The organism is Caloramator sp. (assembly GCF_020054765.1).
Classification (GTDB): Bacteria; Bacillota; Clostridia; order Clostridiales; family Caloramatoraceae; genus Thermobrachium; species Thermobrachium proteoclasticum.
Genome location: NZ_JAIHAO010000005.1, coordinates 48,639 through 68,945, shown reverse-complemented (window position 1 = coordinate 68,945; position 20,307 = coordinate 48,639). Strand labels below are relative to the sequence as shown.

Here is a 20,307-nt window from a genome sequence, read left to right as displayed (position 1 = left end):
AAGAGTAGTAAACAAGTAATATATATTGTTTACTACCCTCTATATTTTCCTTTAAACTTCTAATATATTTATTTATACATCCTATCTCCTGTTAAACCCATTTCCAAATCCTCTTCTCATTCCTTGACCTAATCCTGTACCATTTCCCATACCTTTTCCTTGGGCATTTCCAAAACCAACACCATATTTTTGACCAAGTCTTTGTGAACCTGTTCCATCACAGTTTGCCATATTGTTTTTAATAGAATTATAAATTTCATCTGCCTGTTCCTGAGTTAGCCTTCCTTCCTTCACTCTTTGGTCTAATATCTCTTTTTTATTCTTTAGCATTTCATTTTTAAACTCCTCAAGCTTTCCTGCTTCCTTTGCTATTGTTCCATATGTTTTGCCCTGTGCTCTTTCTTGATATAGAGTTTCTACTGTTTTCCCTGTTAGCTTTGAAACTATATCCACTGGTCTTGTGGCTGCATAAGCAAGTGCAGTTGTTGATACTGCCCCTACTATTAAAAGTCCTAATGCTATCTTCTTCATTTTCATACTAATCTACCTCCTAAAAATTTAATTTATTTATCTTATACTTTGATTATATTTTCATAGTGTGATTTATTTATGGGATTTTTGTGTAGATTTTGTGAAGTTGATTTTATTTTTTGATTTTATGTATTAATATATAGTTAAAACAATATTAGGGGGTGTTCTTATGAGCAAAATACTTCTTGTAGAAGATGAGGATAAATTAAGACGTGTCTTAAAGCTTTATCTTGAAAACGAAGGATATATAGTTGATGAGGCAAAGGATGGTGAAGAGGCTATAAACTTATTCTCACCCCTTATTCATTCGCTCATTATACTTGATGTTATGCTTCCAAAACGTGATGGTTGGAGTGTTTTAAGAACAATAAGAAAGGATAGCGACGTTCCTGTTATTATGCTAACTGCCCGTGGTGAGGAGGATGATAAATTATTTGGTTTTGACCTTGGAGTTGATGACTATGTTGTAAAACCTGCAAGTCCAAGGGAAATAGTAGCAAGAACTCGTGCTATATTAAAAAGAGTTAAAAAGACTGATGAATCAGAAGAAATACTTATTGATAAATCTGCAAGGGAGGTTAGAGTTAACGGACATACTATTGATTTAACATTAAAGGAATTTGAACTTCTGTTATATCTATATGAACATAAAAACATAGCCATATCAAGGGAACAAATACTTGATGCTGTTTGGGGATATGAATATTATGGAGATCTTAGAACGGTTGATACACACATAAAAAATATTAGAGAAAAACTTGGTGAGTATAGGGACTATATTCAAACAGTTAGAGGGTTTGGATATAAATTCGAGGTGAAAAAATGAGAGGAATAAGATATAAGTTAATAGTGTACACATCTCTTTTAATGATTATTCTTTTAGTTTTTAATGTACTTCTGCAAAGCAACATATTAAATAGGTACTACTCAAATACTGAAAGGGATAAACTTATTTCCTATGCACAAGTTATTGAAAAAAATCTTCTAAACCAAGATAAGCTAACTTCTGAAATAGAGAGAATTTCAAACACATTAAATGCAAAAATATCAATTTATGATAGCAATGGAGATATTGTTTTCAAAGAATACTCACATATGATGGGTATGACAGGCAAAATAATGAATATAGAAAAAAACTATTTAAGCAGTGTTTTAGATGGTCAAATAATATATAGAACAGATGAAGCAATGTTAAGGCAGAGCAAGATTATTTCTCTTGGCTATCCAGCTAAATTAAATGGTAATGTTTTTGCTGTATTTATTCATATACCTACAGTTGAAATAAACAATGCAGTATCTAATATATCTAAACAATTTACTTATCTTTTATTTGTTGCAATACTTATATCCTTTGTTGGTGCATACTTTATTAGTAACAAGTTTACAAAGCCAATCATCCAAATAAATGATGCTGCCAAGAATATATCAAGGGGAGATTACAGTATAAGACTAAATATAAATACAAATGATGAGATAGAAGAGCTTTCAAAGACAATAAACTCAATGGCCGAAAACCTATCTAAAACAGAAAAATTAAGGCGGGATTTTATAGCAAATGTAACCCACGAGTTTAGAACCCCCCTTGGAATTATTAAAGGATATGCCGAGGCACTCTATGACGACATTGTTCCTATAGAAGAGAGAAAGGAATATATTAAGGATATAATTGAAGAGGTTGAAAAGTTAAATAAACTTGTAAATGAAAACCTTGAGCTTTCTAAAATAGAGTCAGGTAATATAAATTTAAAGTTTGAAGAGGTAAATCTATATGCCTTGTTAAATGATATCGTAGATAAAATAAAAATAATAAAGGGAAACAGGAGTATTTTTATAAATGGAAATAATGTATTAATGAAAGCCGATAGATACTACCTTGAGATGGCTATATTAAACATACTGTCAAATTGCATTAAACATACAAAGGATGATGGAATAATTGAAATTAATATAAGCAATATAGATAAACCTACAATAACTATAAAAGATAATGGTGAAGGAATAGAAGAAAAACACCTGCCTTATATATTTGAAAGGTTTTATAGGGTTAAGGAAAAAGGGGTAGGAGGTCTTGGACTTTCAATAGCAAAAGAAATTATTAAGCTTCATAATGGAAACATACAGGTTAAAAGCAAGGTAGGAGAGGGAAGTAGTTTTATAATACAGTTTAAATAAATAGGTGGCAAAATGCCACCTATTCTACTACAACAGCTGTGCCTGATGCTGTAACCATTAACATACTTCCCGATTGTCCTAATACTTCATAGTCAATATCCACACCAACTACGGCATTGGCACCTAAAGCTTGTGCTCTTTGTTTCATCTCCTCAAGTGCTCTATCCCTTGCGTAAAGTAGTTCTTCCTCATAAGTAGATGAACGTCCTCCAAAAATATCAGAGAGTCCTGCCATAAAATCCTTTACAAAGTTTACACCGCTTATGACCTCTCCAAAAACAATGCCCTTGTACTCAACTATTTTCTTTCCTTCTATTGAAGGAGTAGTTGTAATAATCATATTTTTATCCCCCTTTTTATTATTTACAACCTGCACAACTTGAGCAGCTTGATTTTACTGGCCTTAAGGAAGTTACTATAAATCCTTCTTTTGGCTCTAAAACATAATCTATTTTTATTCCATCGGAATATTTTAAAACATTTTCATCAGCAAAGTATGTAATATCTCCAACCTTTTCTATTATGTCATCCTCCTTTATATCATCAAAGGCAAGACCAAATTTTGCACCGTGGCAAGCAATTGCCTCTACATATATTCTTAATTGATTCTTTTCATTATATGTTTTTATTGCCTCCTTTATCTTATCCTCTGCTAATTTTGTTACTTGAACCTCCATTTTAACACCACCTAACCTCATTTAAATCCTTTTGTTTCATAATTTCACCCTTATATATTTTATTTTACTTCTAAACGTGTTATTATAAATTATTATACCTTACTAAAAAATAATTACAATAAGGATGGTGCTATAGTTGAGACTTTGGGGAAAAATATACAAAAATAATAAGCTAATAAGACACGAAGAGGCTGAGTTTAAAGGTGGTGCGGATTATCAAGAGAACCTTAAAATGTGTATAACAGAAATATGTCAAAAGCTTGATATTCAAAAACCCTATTGGCTTCCTAAAAATCTTGAAGAGTATAATAAGTATTCTAAAACTTCCTTTAAACAGGATAATTTTATCGAGGAAATAGATTTTGATTATTTTGAGATTGTGGAACTTGAGGAGGATTTGAGGTAATCAAATCCTCTTATTTAATTTTTTAAATATTTCTTCATTAAAACGTTTGCACGTTAATCAAAATTTTAATATAATTAATTTAAGAACATTACTTTTTTTAACATCGCAGGGGGGGAAGTTCTATGAAACTACAAAAGAGTATAAAAAAACCCAAATTTAAGTCTATTAATTTTAAGAATGTTTTTAATTTATTATCGCTTAAACGTTTAAAAGAAACAGATTCAAAGAATAAGATGAAACACAGCTTTAGATTAAAACTTATACTCATATTTTGTTTAATATCAATCCTACCTATGCTTGTAGTAGGTGCTATGCTAAATAAAAGGTCAATTGATATAACAAAAAATGATGCATTTAAAAACCTTGAAAATACACAGGCTTATACGTCAAATAATATATCAAAGACTATTAATCAGTATATGAATATCGCCTATATACTAACAACCAATGATATAATTAAAAATTATACATATAGCCTGCAAGTTGAACCAAATGATGATATACAAAACTATTTAAATAATACAGTTACATCATATTTAAACAACCTTGGAGAATTAAATGCTGTTTTAATTACAAATAAAGATGGAAAAGTAATTGCACAACCTAATACAACAACAGGGTTAAAGTCCCTAAAAGATGCTGATTTTTCAAATTATGACTTTTTTAAAAATGTAAAACATCAGTCTAAACCAATTATTTCTTCTGCAATAGCAGATAATAATTTTACAAAACCATCTGTTATTATTTCTGCACCAATCAAAAGTTTATATGGGGATTTTGCGGGTGCACTTATATTCTCTATTGATTTACAAAAGATTTCAACACGATATATCGATGAGGTTAAACTTGGTAAAAAAGGATATTTGTTTGTACTGCAAAAGGACGGAATTACTATAGTTCACCCTGATAAAAAAGAAATAATGAATAAAAACATTTCATCAACTGAATATGGAAACAAAATATTAAGCAATAAAAATGGAGAAATAGAATTTGAATATAACGGAATAAAATATATTGGCTACTTTAGCACAAATGACTTTTTAGGTTGGAAGTTCTCCTCCGTTATGCCATATAGTGAACTTCTTACCATTAGTAATTCAATTAAACAAACAACAATATTAGTTATACTTCTTATTTTAATAGTTCTTCCGTTACTTGTTTATTTTGCAACAAGATTAGTAACAAAACCTCTTAACGCAATAGCAGGAACAATGAAGCACGTTTCAGAGGGAGATTTAACTGTAAATATACCAATTCACAGGAATGATGAATTTGGTTATATTGCACAAAATATTAATTCAGTATTAGACACAATGCAGAGCTATATTTTAGAAATAAAGAAGACATCAGAAAAAATATTTACTGTGTCAAATACATTAAATTCTTCATCAAATACTATGCTAATTGCTTCAGATGAAGTTGCAACTGCCATAGAGGATGTATCAAAGGGGGCACAGCAACAGGCTGCTGATTTATCTGATATTGTAACACAACTTCAGGACTTTACAAGTGAATTAAACAACATTATTAATAATCTTACTAATGTAAGAAATAAAACAAATGAAACTGAAGAAAAGGCAAATGGCGGTAAGGAAAAAATATCAAACCTAATAGGATACTTTGAAGAAGTTTTAACAGCCTATAAGCTTGTAATTTCAAGATTTAGCGAGCTTGCTGATAAAATAAAGAGTATTTCTAATATAACAGATGTAATTAATAATATATCTGAACAAACAAATCTACTGTCCTTGAATGCTGCAATTGAGGCTGCTCGTGCTGGAGAAGTTGGACGCGGTTTTGCAGTTGTTGCAGAAGAAGTTAGAAAGCTTGCTGAAAAATCAAAGGAATCATCAAATGAGATTAAAAAATTAGTTGATAATATAATAGGTGAAACAGGAAATGTAATTAATACTTCAAATAAAGTTGATAGTTTAATAAAAGAACAAATAGCATTGGCACAAGATGCAGTAAATTCATTTAATGAAATACTTGAATCTATTGAAAATATTCCACCTTATATAAACCAAACATTTAATACGGTAAATAAGACAGTTCAATCAAAGGATTTAATACTATCAAGGGTTGAATCTGTAACATCTATTGCTGAAGAAGTATCTGCTTCATCTGAACAAATTACTGCATCATCACAGGAGATGCAACAAATTATAAATAGTGTTGCAGAACTATCTAACGAACTCAATTCTATATCCGAAAGATTAAACGAACAGATGAGTAAATTTAAAGCATAAGAAAATCCAGTTTGGTTAAACCAAACTGGATTCTTATTATCTATTGTTTAATCTTCTTTCAAGTTCTTCTCTTTGAGCTTCAAATCCTGGCTTTCCAAGAAGTGCAAACATATTCTTCTTATATGCTTCAACTCCTGGTTGGTCAAATGGATTTACTCCAAGTACATAACCTGAAACTCCACAAGCCTTTTCAAACATATAAACAAGCTTTCCAAAATAATATGGTGTAATTTCTGGTATATTTATTACTATGTTTGGAACTCCTCCATCATAGTGGGCAAGAAGTGTTCCTTCAAAGGCCTTCTTATTAACAAAATCCATAGTCTTTCCAACAAGGAAGTTTAATCCGTCTATATTATCTTTATCTTCCTTTATTTCAACATCTGTTTTAACCTTTTCTATGTTAAGTACAGTTTCAAATATGTTTCTTAAACCTTCTTGTATATATTGTCCAAGTGAATGTAGGTCTGTTGAGAAATCCACTGAAGCTGGGAATATACCCTTATTGTCCTTTCCTTCACTTTCTCCAAATAGTTGTTTCCACCATTCTGCAAAGTAATGCATACAAGGTTCATAGTTTACCATTATTTCAGTTGTCTTACCCTTTCTATATAGAGCATTTCTCACTGCTGCATAAAGGTATGCTGGGTTATTGAATACATCACGAACTGCACATTCATCCATTGCATCCCTTGCACCCTTCATCATTTCTCTTATATCAACACCTGATACTGCAATTGGAAGAAGTCCTACTGCTGTTAATACTGAATATCTTCCACCAACATCATCTGGAATAACAAAGGTTTCATATCCTTCTGCATCAGCAAGCTTCTTTAATGCTCCTCTTGCCTTATCTGTTGTTGCATATATTCTTTCCTTTGCCCCTTCTCTTCCATACTTTTGTTCCATATATTCCTTAAATATTCTAAATGCTATTGCAGGCTCAGTTGTTGTACCTGACTTTGAAATAACATTAACTGAGATGTCCTTTCCTTCTAACACCTCTAAAAGATCCTTTAAATAAACAGGGCTTATATTATTTCCTACGAAGTATATTTCAGGAGTCTTTCTTTTATCCTTTGGTAGTACATTGTAGAAAGTATGATTTAGCATTTCTATTGCAGCTCTTGCTCCAAGATATGAACCACCAATTCCTATAACCACAAGTGCATCTGAATCTGATTTTATCTTTTCTGCTGCCTTTATAATTCTTTCAAATTCTTCTTTATCATAATCTTCAGGTAATGTAACCCATCCTAAAAAGTCGTTTCCTGCTCCTGTTTTGTTATGTAGCTTATCGTGTGCATCTAATATTTGTGATTCAAGATATTTTATTTCATGTTCGCCTATAAAGCCTAAAACCCTTGAATAGTCAACTGTTATTTTAGACATATTTCTACCTCCATTATTAAATTTTGACTTTTATTTTAATACATTTTTGTTAAATTTGCAACCACAACCTGTATGAAATTCATTGGGTAAAATGAAAGAGAGTAGTATAACTACTCCCTTATATAACTAACTTCTCCCCTACCCTATAGGCGTGGTCTAATACATTTTTGTTTATATTTTCTGCCTCAAGTGTAGTTCCTGCTGCAATTATTTGAGATACAGTCTCTATTCCGTAGGAATTGAAGAAATTTATCAGGTCATCTGCAACTCTTCTATAGGCACTTTCCACATTATGTCCTTGAGTTAAAACAATAATTGCTTTTTTCCCATTTGGAAGTGTTACTTCAAAATGTTCCTTCATAAAGGCAAACATTCTATCCATAAAATTTTTGCCTGTTCCCGTTATATGGCCCATATATATAGGTGAAGCAAAAATTATAAGGTCTGCTTCATTTAGTTTTCCATACAAAAGCTGCATATCATCCTTTTGTATACATCCGTTTCCCTTCTTACAGGAATAACAGGCCTTACAACCGTTTATGTTCATTGTTGATAATTTATACTTGTCAACCACTACATCACTTTGACCATTTAGTATACCATTTAATATTGTGTCTATTATTTTATCGCAGTTACCACCAACCCTTGGACTACAAGAAATAGCAAGAACCTTCATTTAATCATCTCCTTATTGTTTAAATTTTAGCATATATATTATAACATAATTAATAGCATATTGCTATATTATTTTTCGCATTATGCTACATCATTCTACATATTTACAATATTATTCTACATTATTTTTTATTCTTGCCAACCAATATGCTCCATTATTATTGCAGCAGTATCCTCTATTGCTTTTTTAGTTACATCTATTACTTTACATCTTAGTCTTTTCATAACCTTCTCTGCATATTCATATTCCAGCAATATTCTCTCTACTGTTGCATATTCTATTTGACTTAAACTTCCACCTAATCTATGTATTCTGTTCTTTCTTATTTCAATTAGCTCCATAGGGTCTATTGTAAGCCCAATTATTTTATTCCTATCTATCTCAAATAGTTCATTTGGTAACTGTACTTCTGGTACTAAGGGAACGTTTGCTGCCTTAATACCTTTGTTTGCAAGATATACGCAAAGAGGAGTTTTTGAAGTTCTTGAAAGCCCAAGCAGTACAACATCTGCGTTCTTTATCCCTCTATCATCTTTACTATCGTCATAAGCTATTGCAAATTCCATAGCTTCAATCTTTCTAAAATAGTCATTATCAAGCTTTCTAACAGCACCAGGCTTAAATATAGGCATTTGATTTATTATTCTTGCTGTAGTTGCAATACAAGGTCCTAAAATATTTACAATGTGTATTCCCTTTTCAACAGCTAAGCTTGTTAAAAAGTCTCTAATGTCAGCCATAACAATGGTTGATATTATCAGTGCCTCCTTTGTATCCTCTATTGTTTCTATAAAGGATTTTACATCATCATAGGTTGTAAGATAGGGTACTCGCTTTATTTTTATATCATAATCAAACTGACTGGCTGTAGCTCTTGCCACTTGGTCAGCTGTTTCCCCTATTGAATCTGAAACTGCATAAATAATCATAGCCACACCCTCTTTTTGTAGTATTTTATATTTATTTTACTATAATTTTAAGAAAAATAAAATAATTCCGAGAATAAATATAAAAAAATATATAAAAGAAGTAAACAAATGGCATATCTCAGCCTTTGTTTACTTCTTTATCCCTTAAAACTTCTGCTGCATCTTCTGGATACACACTATTTATTATAGCTCCTGTTGATATTTCAAATCCAGCGTGGATATTAGTTCTTGGACAAATATCTATATGAAGGTGATACTCCTTAACTTCCCTATTAATACAGTGAAAATACATATTATATGCTATATCACCTAAATTTCTATTGTATCGCTCAAATAAATCCTTTATAGTATATGCCAAACCTCTAATTTCATCTTCCGTCAAACTAAATAAAGAACTTACGTGCCTTTTAGGCAGTATCTGTGTTTGGTATTGATAAATTGATGCATAGGGACACAATACAACAAAATACTCATTCTCAATAACTACCCTCTTATTTAAATTTACTTCCTTTTCTATTTCGTCACAATATATACAGCTTTCCTTTCCATAGCATTACTTGTTCTTCTGTCTAAAAGCTTATTCTGAAATTAGACATTCTGACCTCCTAAATTTTGATATATTATTATAATATGCTTTTGTTATTCCTTCATTCCTGTTGTTGCAATTCCCTTTATAAAGTTCTTTTGGAATATTAAGAAAATAATTATTGATGGTACTGAAAGAATCATAACTCCAGCAAGTACCTGATCCCAGAATTGAAAATATTGTCCATAAAAGGAATTAAGCCCAACAGGTAATGTATATTTACTATCGCTTGTGGCAAGTAAACTTGGCCATAGGAAACTATTCCAATTACCTGTAAACATCAAAATAAACTGCGTTGTAAGTGCTGGTCTTGCAAGGGGAAGAACTATTCTAAAGAATATACCAAATCTACTCAAGCCATCAATCATAGCAGACTCCTCAAGGGATTTTGGTATTGATAAAAAGAACTGCCTCATTAAAAATATTCCAAACAGGCTTGTTAAAAATGGTATAGTTAGTCCCTTATAAGTGTTTACCCATCCAAGCTTAGTTAAAAGAATAAATGTTGGTACCATAACAACTTGTCCAGGAACCATCATAAAGGCAAGTATCGCAAGAAAAAGAGCTTTTTTACCTGGAAAATCTATTCTTGCAAGTGCATAACCTGCCATTGAGTTAAAAAGTAGGTTGCCAAAGGTTACAACAAGAGCTACAAATATGCTGTTTAACATCCAGCGTGCAAACGGAAACTTTTTCCACAAGAATACATAATTTTTAAAGCTAAGTTTACTAAAGTCAATTGCTAAATTATTAATTTCACTTGTAGGCTTTAATGAAGTTAAAATACTCCATAAAAATGGACCTATAGAAACTACTGCATAACCTATTACCAATAAATAAAATAGGACTCTTAAAATCCTCTTGCCCATCATTTCACCACCCTATTGATATTGAGTCTCTTCTCCAAATAACTTCTTTTGAACAAGCGTTAGTGCAAATATTATTGCAAATAATATAAATGCTATTGCACAGGCATATCCCATCTTAAAATCTCTAAATCCTGTTCTATATAGATATAAAACAACAGTCATTGTTGCATTTAGTGGCCCTCCATTACCTCCTGATACAACATAGGCTTGGTCAAACACTTGGAAGGTACCAATAAGTGAAACTACTAAATTAAAGAAAAAGGTAGGTCTTAAAAGCGGTAAAGTTACATACCAAAACTGTTGCCATTTATTTGCACCATCTATCCAGGCAGCCTCATATAAGGAATGTGGAATATCCTGAAGCCCTGCAAGGAATATAATCATATAAAGACCAACAGAAGACCAGATGGCCATTCCCATTATAGATGGAAGTGCCAATCTAACATCACCAAACCAGTTATATGGTGGAACTCCAAATAACTTTAAAAATTTATTTAATAGTCCATCTGTTTTAAAAATAAACATAAACATAACCGAAACAGCAACAGTAGATGTTACTGTAGGTATATAATAAGCCACTCTAAAGAAGGTTTTTCCCTTTATATCTGAATCAACAATTAAAGCTAAAATAAGTGCTATAATAAGCTGAATAGGAACAACACCTAAAGAATATAAAGTGGTATTTAAAAGAGCCTTCTTAAAAACTGGATCCTTTAGAGCATTTAAATAGTTATCAAATCCAACCCATTTTGCCTGCCATATAGTATTTTGATCAAGAAAGGAATACTCCTTAAAACTTAAAATAAATGCAACCACTAAGGGGCCTGCAAAGAAAACCAATGTACTTATAACAAATGGTAGAACAAAGAGCCAACCATCTATCTTTTCCCTCGTTTTAATTCTTGTTAAGGTGCCTCTTTTTGAGCTCATAAACTACCTCCTTTAAAAAAGGAAGCACTCAAGGTGCTTCCTTAATATTATTGTCCTACTTCCTTGGCAGCTTCATCTAATGCAGCCTTGCCATCATTTACTTTGTTAAATAATAGCTTTTCACCAGCCTTATTTAAAGCATCCATAATCTTAGTTGTATTAGCACCAAATTGGAATACTTGTGCACCCTTTGTTCCTTCAACAAGAGGTGTTCTTTCTGGATATTTTTCTGTATATAGTTGTTCCATTGACTTTCTTGATGGAATTGCAAGACCACTTTCTGCAACCATCTTTAGTGCTTCTTTTCCTGTTAAGAACTTTATAACTTCTGCAGCTTCCTTCTTGTGCTTTGAATTAACACTCATTGCATAAGCAACAGTAAAGGCAAGGTTTCCTTCCTTATCTCCCTTTGGAAGTTTAGTTATACCATACTTAACATCTGGACCTGCATCCTTCATAAATGGAATCATCCATCCACCTTCTATAACCATAGCAACCTTTTTATGTGCAAGAGCATCTCCATTCCATCCTTCGCCAAGATCCTTTGGTTGCTTTGCATAGCCCTTCTTTATTAATGAGAAGTAGAAGTCTAATCCCTTTGCAGCCTCTTGAGTATTAAATGCAACTGCATCTCCTTCATTTATCTTTCCACCAGCTTGAAGCATAAATGGTATAAATCTTGCTGCATCAGCACTTAAAGACATTCCATATACTCCATCTTTAGTTAGCTTCTTTGCAGCTTCTTCAAGTTCTGCCCAAGTAGTTGGTTCCTTAACGCCCGCCTTTTCAAACATATCTTTATTGTAGAAGATTGCAAGTGAGTTAAAGTCCTTTGGAAGACCGTAAATCTTTCCATCCTTCTTGAAACCTTCAATTAGGAATTCTTCAAAATCCTTAACATCATCCATATCAAGGTAGCTATCAAGTGGTTCTACAACTCCCTTTGATATGTAAGCTGGTGCCTGGAATACATCAAGATAGTAAACATCTGGTTCAGTCTTTGATGCAATCTTTGCTTGCAATGCTTGATTGTAATCTCCAGTTATAACCTGCTTTTCAATCTTAATGTTTGGATGTGTTTCCTCAAACTTTTTAATTTGGTCATCAAGAAGCTGAGTTTCTGCAGGTGATGAACCCCAGCAGCCAAGTGTAATTGTAACTTTTTCTTCCTTTGGCTGTTCTGTAGTTTGTTCTTCCTTTTTACCACATCCTACAAATAATGAAGTGGCAATTAAAAGTGCAGTAGCTGTCGCTACAAAGCGTTTGAATTTCATAGATTTTCCCCCTCTATCTTTTATTATTTATTTTTACTGCAAATGCAGTATTAAACTGTTTTAACTGATTCCCTCTCCACAAGTTCAGGTTCTATAACAACTCGTCCTATACGCTGTCCTTGAATTAAATTGAATAGTAAATTTGCAGCTGCTTCACCTATTTTCAGTGTATCCTGCTTTATTGTTGTAAGTTTAGGTGAAACACATTGGGATAGATATATTCCATCAAAACCTATTATAGAAATATCATCTGGAACTGTATATCCTAAATCATTTAGCCTATTTAGAGCACCTATTGCCATAATATCGCTTGCACAGAATATTGCTGTTAAATCCCTATGCCTATTTATTAATTTTTCTACCGCTTCCTCTGCACCCTTATCTGTAAAATCTGCATATTCAATTAGAGTATTATCTACATTTATTGCATATCTATTATGGGCAAGGTAATATCCATCAAGCCTTTCATAGCTTACATAGGCATCCTTATGTCCATTTATAAAACCTATCTTTTTATGTCCATTTTTAAGTAAATACTCAACTGCCAAAAATGCTCCTCTTGTATTATCTACACCAACACATCCTACATTAGGGTTGTTTATATTTATATCATAAAGTACACAGGGACTATCTATCTTTGAAAGTTCTCTATAATATTCATCCGTCATTTTAAGTCCCATAATAAACATTCCATCTAACTGTTTATCCGAAAACAATTTTGAAAGCTTTTCATTTTTTTGTATATCGGATGTTGTTGATAAAAGCACTGTTTCATAACCTAATTTTGTGGCTGTGTTTTTAAAACTCATTAATATTTCAAAGACAAGAGGATTTAACATTCCAACTAAGTCATAGTCCTCTACCAACATACCAAGTCTAAAGCTCTTATTAGAGCTTAAACTTCTTGCAATAATATTAGGCTTATAACCTAATTCATCAGCAACTTTTAAGATAAGCTCCCTTGTTTCCGGGTTTATATCACTGTAATTATTAAAGGCCCTTGAAACAGTGCTTACAGAAACACCAGCTTTTTTTGCAACATCCTTTATAGTAACAACCTTATTTTCCATAATTACACCCCTTAAATTCTTTTTATATTAATGATATTACTTCTGCAAGCACCCTTCAAGTTCTACTGTTACTACTTTATCTTGCGACCACTAATTTTTCATTTGCTGCTATACTGTAATCTTTACCATACACCTTTACATCTATATCCTTTTGTGAATAAATGCTTACATTTTTCCTATCTACAGTAACCTCAACCTTTGAACCTCTCCAATTTATTGTATATGTGAATTCATCCCAAACCTCTGGTATCCAAGGGTTAAAGTTTGGAATTTCATTTTCATCAACACTAAATCCTCCAAATCCAAAAACTGCACTTTGCCAAGAACCACCAGTTGAGGCAGCGTGAAGACCGTGTCCAGCATTTCCTTGGTTATCCTCAAGATCTGTTAATATTGTTTTTAGGAAATACTTATATGAATTTTGCGTGTCACCCACCGTAAGCCCCATTATTGAATACATAGATGGACTAAGTGATGACTTGTGCATTGTTCTTTTCTCGTAGTATTCATAGTTTATTTTCTTTGACTCTAAATCAAATTCTTCACCAAGAACAAGCATTAGCATAACTACATCTGGTTGTTTTATAAGCTGTGTATCGTGAAGCTTATGCCCTTTTAAATCTGGCCATACAGGCATTCCATTTTCATCGTGTTCTGTTATTTCAATATCTACTAAATCAAAATACCCTTCAAATTGTTCAATGAGTTTTCCATCCTTAGCCATTGGAATATATATTTTATTGAGTTTTTCTTCCCATTCCTTAAAGTCTACTTCTGAAATACCTAATTGGTTGCAGAGTGTTTCATATTTTATTCTATCCTTCTCCTTTAGCCACTCTTTTACCTCTAATGCCTTTTTCATATTCCACTTTGCAAGATAATTTGTATATACATTATTGTTCACATGTTCGTGGAACTCATCTGGGCCTATTACTCTATTTATCTCATATCTATCTTCAGCCTTATTATATTCTAATCTACTATTCCAGAACTTCGCTGTATCAAGAAGTATTTCAGTTCCATAATTTATTAAAAACTCCTCATCCTTAGTTGCTCTAAAGTATTCCCATATACCAAAGGCTATATCTGAGTTTATATGATATTCCTCATCACCTGTCCATATTCTAACCGGATTTCCATCGTAGTCAACTCCCCACTTTGGAGTAACCTCTGTACCATCATCTGCAGATTCCCAAGGGAACTGAGCTCCCTTAAACCCATTTAATTGTGCATTTCTTCTTGCACCATCTAATGTATTGTATCTATACATTAATAAAGACTTTGCAACTTCAGGGTTTGTATAAACGAAGAATGGAAGCATAAAAATTTCAGTATCCCAAAATACGTGTCCTTTATATCCTTCACCGTGTAGAGCCTTTGCTGCTATACTTACCCTTGGATCATCAGGGTAGGCAGATGATGCAAGCTGAAATAAATTAAATCTAATTCCTATTTGAGCTGTGTCATCACCCTTTATCTTTACATCCATACCATCCCACAATCTTTGCCATACATTAGAATGTGCTTCTTTTTCAGCTTCATATCCTATGTTTATAAAATCTCTTAACTCCCTTTGTGCTACTTCAAAAAGCTCTTTTTTCGTATCCCTTGAAGTATAAGTAATACCATACTTAAAGACTGTATATTCTTTGCCTTCTTCAACGAAAAACTCATAAAGTTCCCTTACCTTTTCTCCAAGTTTTGTGTATTTTCTTGATTTGAATATATTGCCATTTTCATCCTCCGATAAAACTGCTGTGGCCTCAACTATCTCTATTTTGTTGTCAAAGGTTCTTGTTTTTAGTGCTATGCCTGGCTTAAAATCCTCTGCATCTAAAACTTCAAAATGCTTTGTAAGATTTGCTGGATCTAATGTACTATTTACTACTGTTCCATCAATTATATTTTCAATAAACATTTTTGCCTTAAAGTTTACAGGCTTTATGCTGTATTTTGCAGCCCACCTGTGAACATTACTTCTACTTACAAATCTTTCTGTTTTTATTTCTACTATTCTTCCACTCTTAAGTTCTACCTTATAATTTGAATATAAAATTCCGTTTTTCATATCAAGACTTCTATTAAAATCCAAAAGGTTTGTGCTATCTATATCAATTATCTCCCCATCTACATAAATATTAAAAATTAGAGGGTCTTGGCAATTTACTATTTCCGTAACCTGAGCAGTATTTTTATCAAAAACACCAGCAATAAAATTTCCTCTCTCACCTATTTTAGAAAACTCTATTGCTCCTCTTAAACCTCTATATCCGTTTGCTAAAGTAAAAATTGTTTCGTACTTTCTATTCTGAGTTGAATTATACTCGTTTATTTCAACATTCCATACCCTATGCATATTTTTCCTCCTGTTTCGAAATCGTTTTTGCTAATTTTAATTATATATTATACCAAAAACGTTTTCAATACTTTTTTGAAAAAATTTTTAGACTTTTTAAACTCCATTTTTCTCTTTTTTTCTACTTTATACTACATGAATAATATTAGAAATTTAATGTTATGTATTAATTTTTCAAAAATAAACGCTTATTTAAGCAAAATACAAAATTATTTTTGTTTAAAATATACTTTGTTTTCAAAAACGTTTTTGTTATAATTATATTAGACTGTATAAAGGAGGATAAGAATAATGATTAGAGGATGTATATTTGATTTAGATGGAGTAATTGTTGATACAGCAAAATATCACTATCTTGCCTGGAAGAGACTTGCAAATGAACTTGGATTTGAATTTACAGAAGAAGACAATGAAAGATTAAAGGGAGTTAGTAGAATGAAATCCCTTGAGATACTACTTGAAATAGGAAATAAAAAATTTGATGAAGAAACAAAACTTAAGCTTGCTGAAAAGAAAAATGGTTGGTATGTAGAATACATATCAAAAATGGATGAGAGCGAAATATTAGATGGAGTTAAGGCTTTTTTAACAGAACTTAGAGAAAAAGGGATAAAAATTTCTTTAGGTTCAGTTAGCAAAAATGCAATGACAATACTTAAAAATATAAATCTTTTACCATATTTTGATGCTGTTATTGATGGGACAAAGGTTACAAATGCAAAGCCAGATCCAGAAGTGTTTTTAAAGGCTGCTGAAGAACTCAAATTAAAACCAGAGGAATGCTGTGTATTTGAAGATGCAGTTGCTGGAATTGAAGCTGCAAGACGTGCAAATATGAAGGTTATTGGTGTTGGTTCACCTGAAATTTTAGGCGATGCTGATAGGGTTATTGATACTTTTAAAGGTGTTACAATAGATATACTAAATTTCTAAAAATAAAGGATAAGTCATTGCTCCCCCTTCGACTTATCCTTTATTTTTAACTCTTTTTTAGGTATATTATACTTAACACTACGATTAGAATGCCAAATATCTGTATAGGCGATAGAATTTCGCCTAAGAATACAGCACCAAGTATTGCAGATGAAGGAATCTCAAAGGTGCTTATAATGGATGTACTAACTGGTCCTATATGCTTTATTGCTGAATATAAAAGTGTTAGAGGTATTATCTCACAAAACAGTGCTAAATTTAGTGCATTTTTTATTGAAACAAAATCAACATAGGATAGCTTTAGTATAAATTTATAATTAAAAATAAACAGGACTATTAGTGAAAACATTGTCGTATAGAAGGTTATAATCAGCTCATTTACATCTTCTACAATCTCCTCTGCATAAATGTTCATAGCTGAATAAAATACTGCCGATAAAAGTCCATAAATTATCCCTTTGTATATACCTCTTGTTAATTCTATGTTGAAAAGATTTAAAACAAGTACACTGCCTACAAACGAAAATAAAATAGAAACTACTTTCTTATATCCAATTCTACTTTTTTTGAATAAAGAAGTATAAATAGCAACCATAGAAGGATAAGTATAAAGAAGAAGAGTCGCCTCTGCTGCTGTTAAATATTTGAAGGATGTATAAAAAAACACCGTCATAAGTGTATTAAATATAGCACCCTGTATAAATAATTTTTTAAACATTGTTTTAGTTAATTTAAGAGAATCTCTATATCTAATCAAGCATATTAGAAATAAAATAACTCCAGCAATTATATATTGTAGCATTAAAAGATCAACTGGTGAAAAGTTGCTGCTATAACCCTCTTTAACAAAAATACCGGCTGAACCAAAAAGTACAGCCGAAATTACTGCATATATAAAACCTCTTGTCTTCATCCTCATCAGTCCTTTTTTATTAGTCTTTCTTTTAGTATTTTGTAAACTTCCTCAAATATTATATCATATTTTTCTCTATTAAAGGGTGGCATATTCCTAAAATGGGTTTTAACCCCAAGAGGTCTAAAGGGTATTAAAACCAATCGGGTATAATCATTTAACTCCTTTAGAAGTTCTGCTAACTTTTTTATCTGTTCTATGCTATCGTTATATCCCTCAACCAAAACATACCTCACTTCATATAAAAGTTCTGTTTTGGCAAGTATGTTTAAATTTTTTAATACAGATTCATTGGAAACTGCTGTAAGAGTTCTGTGTATGTCATTATCAACTGCCTTAACATCAAGCATAAAACCATCAACACAGGATATTAGCTTATATAAATTCTCCTCACTTATAAGTCCATTAGTATCTATAAAGGCTGTAAGGTTGCTATTTTTCTTTACCCTTTTTACTACATCAACTATAAAATCTGTTTGAAGTGTACATTCACCGCCTGAGAAGGTTATGCCATCTAAAAATATTTCGTTTTTTAGTATAAGTTTCACAAGCTCATCAGATTCAATTTCAAAATATTTAGGAGATGAAAAGTTTAAACACACCTCTAAACATTTATCGCAGCCTATACACCTTTTTGTATCGTATTTTATTCTGCCCTCCTCTATACTTAAAGCCCCTGTACTGCAGACCTTTAAACATTTTTGACATAAAGTACACATCCTTTGGGTCTCGGGATTGTGGCAATAGAGACAGGCCATATTACATCCCTGCATAAATATGGCCATTCTATTACCTGGTCCATCAATAAAGCTATTTTCTATAATTCTATTTACAAATCCCTTCATTCGATTTCTCTAACCCTTCTATCTAATGTTTTGTTGTTCTTTATGCTCTCCGCACCAAGCTTTACAGTATCCTCTCGAAGTACTTGACCACGATTATATTTTTCAACATCGCTTCTCTTTACCAAATATCCTGTTATTCTTATTAGCTCTGAATCACTTGTATTTAGTGCAAAAACCTTTATACCGCTCTTCATTGCTGCATCTATTATTTTAATAACACCATCTATATTTTTCTTTGCTGTCTTATCAAATATATATATGTCGCTAACACCTGTATTAAAATGCCTATGCAGCCTTCCTTCAGTTTTTACTTGATCATATATACTTGGTTCATTACCTATTTTTATTCTAACTCCTGCTGTAACATCTATATCAGAATCTATTCCCGATTGTGCATGAAGTCCTATTTTCCCAAAAGTTCCAAAACATCCATATCCTTCAATGCTATCTATTACTTCCTTTATCTTCTCTAAGATTTCTTCTCCATATTTTGTTGCCTCTTCATCGTGACCAAGCTTAAGGCCTGTTAAAACCTCTATACATTCATATAGGCCAAAAACACCTGCCATAGAGGTAAAGTTATTTATGTCTATAAGCCCCTCTCTTGCAAGAAAGGAGGTTTCAAAGAATTTTGCCTCTTCAACTATAAACTTTGCCCTTGCATTTATTACTTCACATAGGGAATCCACTACATTTGGAAGAACATTATCCATAAAATCCTTGTAGTCCTTTGCCTCCTGTGCTGCCTTTTTTAAATTTAATCTTACCAATGTATAGCTGCCGCCACCTATTTTAAGTGTATTGTAGCAGCTTGCAACTCCATAGTTTTCACCTAATATATTCTTAATTTCTTTATGGTTTACAAAATATGGTTTACCTATTTCAAGAGCAACCTCTGCTGCAAATTTTGCAAAATCTGGAGATGTTTCATCCTTACAATATTTAAGAGAAATGTTTGGAACCGCCTTTTTAAGCTCTCTTTCTATATCTAATATAATTCTTCCTGATCTTGTTTCCTTTGGACCTATATTCATATGAACAAAGGCATCTGGAAGTGTCTTTTCTATATTTATAAGAAGCATCTTTATTAGATTTCTCGCTTCTTTTTCAAAAACTGTATCAATAAATTTTTCAAGTATATAATCAAGCTGTCCAACATAAACAGGATATCCTGTTATAGATGGAACATACTGATATATTATCATAAGTGCATTGACTGCCTCATACATATCCTTTGGTGGGTCTATTCCTAAATACTCACTTCCCTTTTCTATATACTTCTCATAATCTGGAAGTATATATCTTGGTCTATAGGGAGCGTGTCCTTCAAAAATATCACAAAGTATTCCCTTCTTTAAATGCTTTTCAGTTTTTACACTTAAGTTTACATAGCTTAATGTATTTTCTGCTGCCTGTGCTAAAAGGTGTTTTTTCTCTTTGTAGTCTATGTTAGTGTTTGATATAATTTCAAAAACATTCATAATATCACCTCAATTTTA

Annotated in this window: 19 protein-coding genes and 1 pseudogene; 5 read left to right on the top strand and 15 right to left on the bottom strand. The window is 32.0% G+C overall.

The features are described 5' to 3' along the window. Nucleotides 1–81: 81 nt before the first annotated feature. A complete protein-coding gene (locus tag JG776_RS03185; RefSeq protein WP_291964644.1) occupies nucleotides 82–537 on the bottom strand; it encodes a DUF2680 domain-containing protein in 456 nt (151 codons plus the stop codon). 163 nt (nucleotides 538–700) lie between these two features. On the opposite strand from JG776_RS03185, the gene JG776_RS03180 reads away from it, so the two are divergent. Further along, complete coding sequence (locus tag JG776_RS03180) at nucleotides 701–1,357, top strand: response regulator transcription factor (protein WP_291964642.1); 657 nt, start codon at nucleotides 701–703, stop codon at nucleotides 1,355–1,357. Beyond that, on the top strand, nucleotides 1,354–2,703 hold the full coding sequence (locus tag JG776_RS03175) for a HAMP domain-containing sensor histidine kinase (RefSeq protein ID WP_291964640.1): 1,350 nt from the start codon (nucleotides 1,354–1,356) through the stop codon (nucleotides 2,701–2,703). Before JG776_RS03180 ends, JG776_RS03175 begins: the two co-directional genes overlap by 4 nt. Before the next feature lie 19 nt (nucleotides 2,704–2,722). Here the strand turns inward: JG776_RS03175 and JG776_RS03170 are convergent, their stop codons facing one another. Both JG776_RS03170 and JG776_RS03165 read right to left on the bottom strand, forming a co-directional pair. Beyond that, nucleotides 2,723–3,043 (bottom strand): putative heavy metal-binding protein, encoded by a 321-nt coding sequence (locus JG776_RS03170; protein ID WP_027307826.1) that lies wholly within the window; start codon nucleotides 3,041–3,043, stop codon nucleotides 2,723–2,725. 19 nt (nucleotides 3,044–3,062) lie between these two features. Further along, nucleotides 3,063–3,380, bottom strand: coding sequence for an iron-sulfur cluster biosynthesis family protein (locus JG776_RS03165; protein WP_291964638.1), 318 nt, complete (start codon nucleotides 3,378–3,380; stop codon nucleotides 3,063–3,065). 136 nt (nucleotides 3,381–3,516) lie between these two features. On the opposite strand from JG776_RS03165, the gene JG776_RS03160 reads away from it, so the two are divergent. Together JG776_RS03160 and JG776_RS03155 are read left to right on the top strand one after the other, a co-directional pair. Further along, on the top strand, nucleotides 3,517–3,786 hold the full coding sequence (locus JG776_RS03160; RefSeq protein ID WP_073249773.1) for a hypothetical protein: 270 nt from the start codon (nucleotides 3,517–3,519) through the stop codon (nucleotides 3,784–3,786). Between the two features lie 122 nt (nucleotides 3,787–3,908). Further along, nucleotides 3,909–6,035 carry a methyl-accepting chemotaxis protein gene (locus JG776_RS03155; RefSeq protein ID WP_291964634.1) on the top strand — a complete coding sequence of 709 codons (2,127 nt, stop codon included), beginning with the start codon at nucleotides 3,909–3,911 and terminating at the stop codon, nucleotides 6,033–6,035. A 36-nt stretch (nucleotides 6,036–6,071) separates the two neighbouring features. On the opposite strand, the gene JG776_RS03150 is transcribed toward JG776_RS03155, so the two are convergent. From JG776_RS03150 to JG776_RS03110, 9 genes and pseudogenes are all read right to left on the bottom strand, one after another. After that, entirely contained in the window at nucleotides 6,072–7,427 is a 1,356-nt protein-coding gene (locus tag JG776_RS03150; RefSeq protein ID WP_291964632.1) for a glucose-6-phosphate isomerase, read from the bottom strand. A 118-nt stretch (nucleotides 7,428–7,545) separates the two neighbouring features. Beyond that, entirely contained in the window at nucleotides 7,546–8,103 is a 558-nt protein-coding gene (locus tag JG776_RS03145) for a flavodoxin family protein (protein WP_291964630.1), read from the bottom strand. A gap of 128 nt (nucleotides 8,104–8,231) precedes the next feature. After that, nucleotides 8,232–9,032 carry a pyruvate, water dikinase regulatory protein gene (locus JG776_RS03140; protein ID WP_291964628.1) on the bottom strand — a complete coding sequence of 267 codons (801 nt, stop codon included), beginning with the start codon at nucleotides 9,030–9,032 and terminating at the stop codon, nucleotides 8,232–8,234. 118 nt (nucleotides 9,033–9,150) lie between these two features. Then, a pseudogene (locus tag JG776_RS03135) lies at nucleotides 9,151–9,567 on the bottom strand (HIT domain-containing protein); the annotation flags it as partial. 104 nt (nucleotides 9,568–9,671) lie between these two features. Then, the gene (locus tag JG776_RS03130; protein ID WP_027307817.1) at nucleotides 9,672–10,487 is read right to left on the bottom strand and encodes a carbohydrate ABC transporter permease; all 816 of its coding nucleotides are present in this window, start codon (nucleotides 10,485–10,487) and stop codon (nucleotides 9,672–9,674) included. Nucleotides 10,488–10,499: 12 nt separating this feature from the next. Further along, nucleotides 10,500–11,417 carry a carbohydrate ABC transporter permease gene (locus tag JG776_RS03125; RefSeq protein ID WP_291964625.1) on the bottom strand — a complete coding sequence of 306 codons (918 nt, stop codon included), beginning with the start codon at nucleotides 11,415–11,417 and terminating at the stop codon, nucleotides 10,500–10,502. A gap of 47 nt (nucleotides 11,418–11,464) precedes the next feature. Beyond that, complete coding sequence (locus tag JG776_RS03120) at nucleotides 11,465–12,691, bottom strand: ABC transporter substrate-binding protein (protein WP_291964623.1); 1,227 nt, start codon at nucleotides 12,689–12,691, stop codon at nucleotides 11,465–11,467. 50 nt (nucleotides 12,692–12,741) lie between these two features. Then, nucleotides 12,742–13,761 carry a LacI family DNA-binding transcriptional regulator gene (locus JG776_RS03115; protein WP_291964620.1) on the bottom strand — a complete coding sequence of 340 codons (1,020 nt, stop codon included), beginning with the start codon at nucleotides 13,759–13,761 and terminating at the stop codon, nucleotides 12,742–12,744. 76 nt (nucleotides 13,762–13,837) lie between these two features. Continuing rightward, a complete protein-coding gene (locus JG776_RS03110) occupies nucleotides 13,838–16,117 on the bottom strand; it encodes a glycosyl hydrolase family 65 protein (RefSeq protein WP_291964618.1) in 2,280 nt (759 codons plus the stop codon). A gap of 291 nt (nucleotides 16,118–16,408) precedes the next feature. On the opposite strand from JG776_RS03110, the gene pgmB reads away from it, so the two are divergent. Next, nucleotides 16,409–17,050: a beta-phosphoglucomutase gene (gene pgmB / locus JG776_RS03105; protein WP_291964616.1), complete on the top strand. Its 642-nt coding sequence runs from the start codon at nucleotides 16,409–16,411 to the stop codon at nucleotides 17,048–17,050. Between the two features lie 46 nt (nucleotides 17,051–17,096). Here the strand turns inward: pgmB and JG776_RS03100 are convergent, their stop codons facing one another. Genes JG776_RS03100 through JG776_RS03090 form a run of 3 tightly spaced genes read right to left on the bottom strand, consistent with a single transcriptional unit; the run spans nucleotide 17,097 to nucleotide 20,289 of the window. Then, the gene (locus tag JG776_RS03100; RefSeq protein WP_291964614.1) at nucleotides 17,097–17,963 is read right to left on the bottom strand and encodes a DMT family transporter; all 867 of its coding nucleotides are present in this window, start codon (nucleotides 17,961–17,963) and stop codon (nucleotides 17,097–17,099) included. 5 nt (nucleotides 17,964–17,968) lie between these two features. After that, on the bottom strand, nucleotides 17,969–18,808 hold the full coding sequence (locus JG776_RS03095; protein WP_291964612.1) for a YjjW family glycine radical enzyme activase: 840 nt from the start codon (nucleotides 18,806–18,808) through the stop codon (nucleotides 17,969–17,971). Continuing rightward, entirely contained in the window at nucleotides 18,805–20,289 is a 1,485-nt protein-coding gene (locus JG776_RS03090; protein ID WP_291964610.1) for a YjjI family glycine radical enzyme, read from the bottom strand. The genes JG776_RS03095 and JG776_RS03090 overlap by 4 nt, the downstream gene beginning before the upstream one ends. Nucleotides 20,290–20,307: the final 18 nt, after the last annotated feature.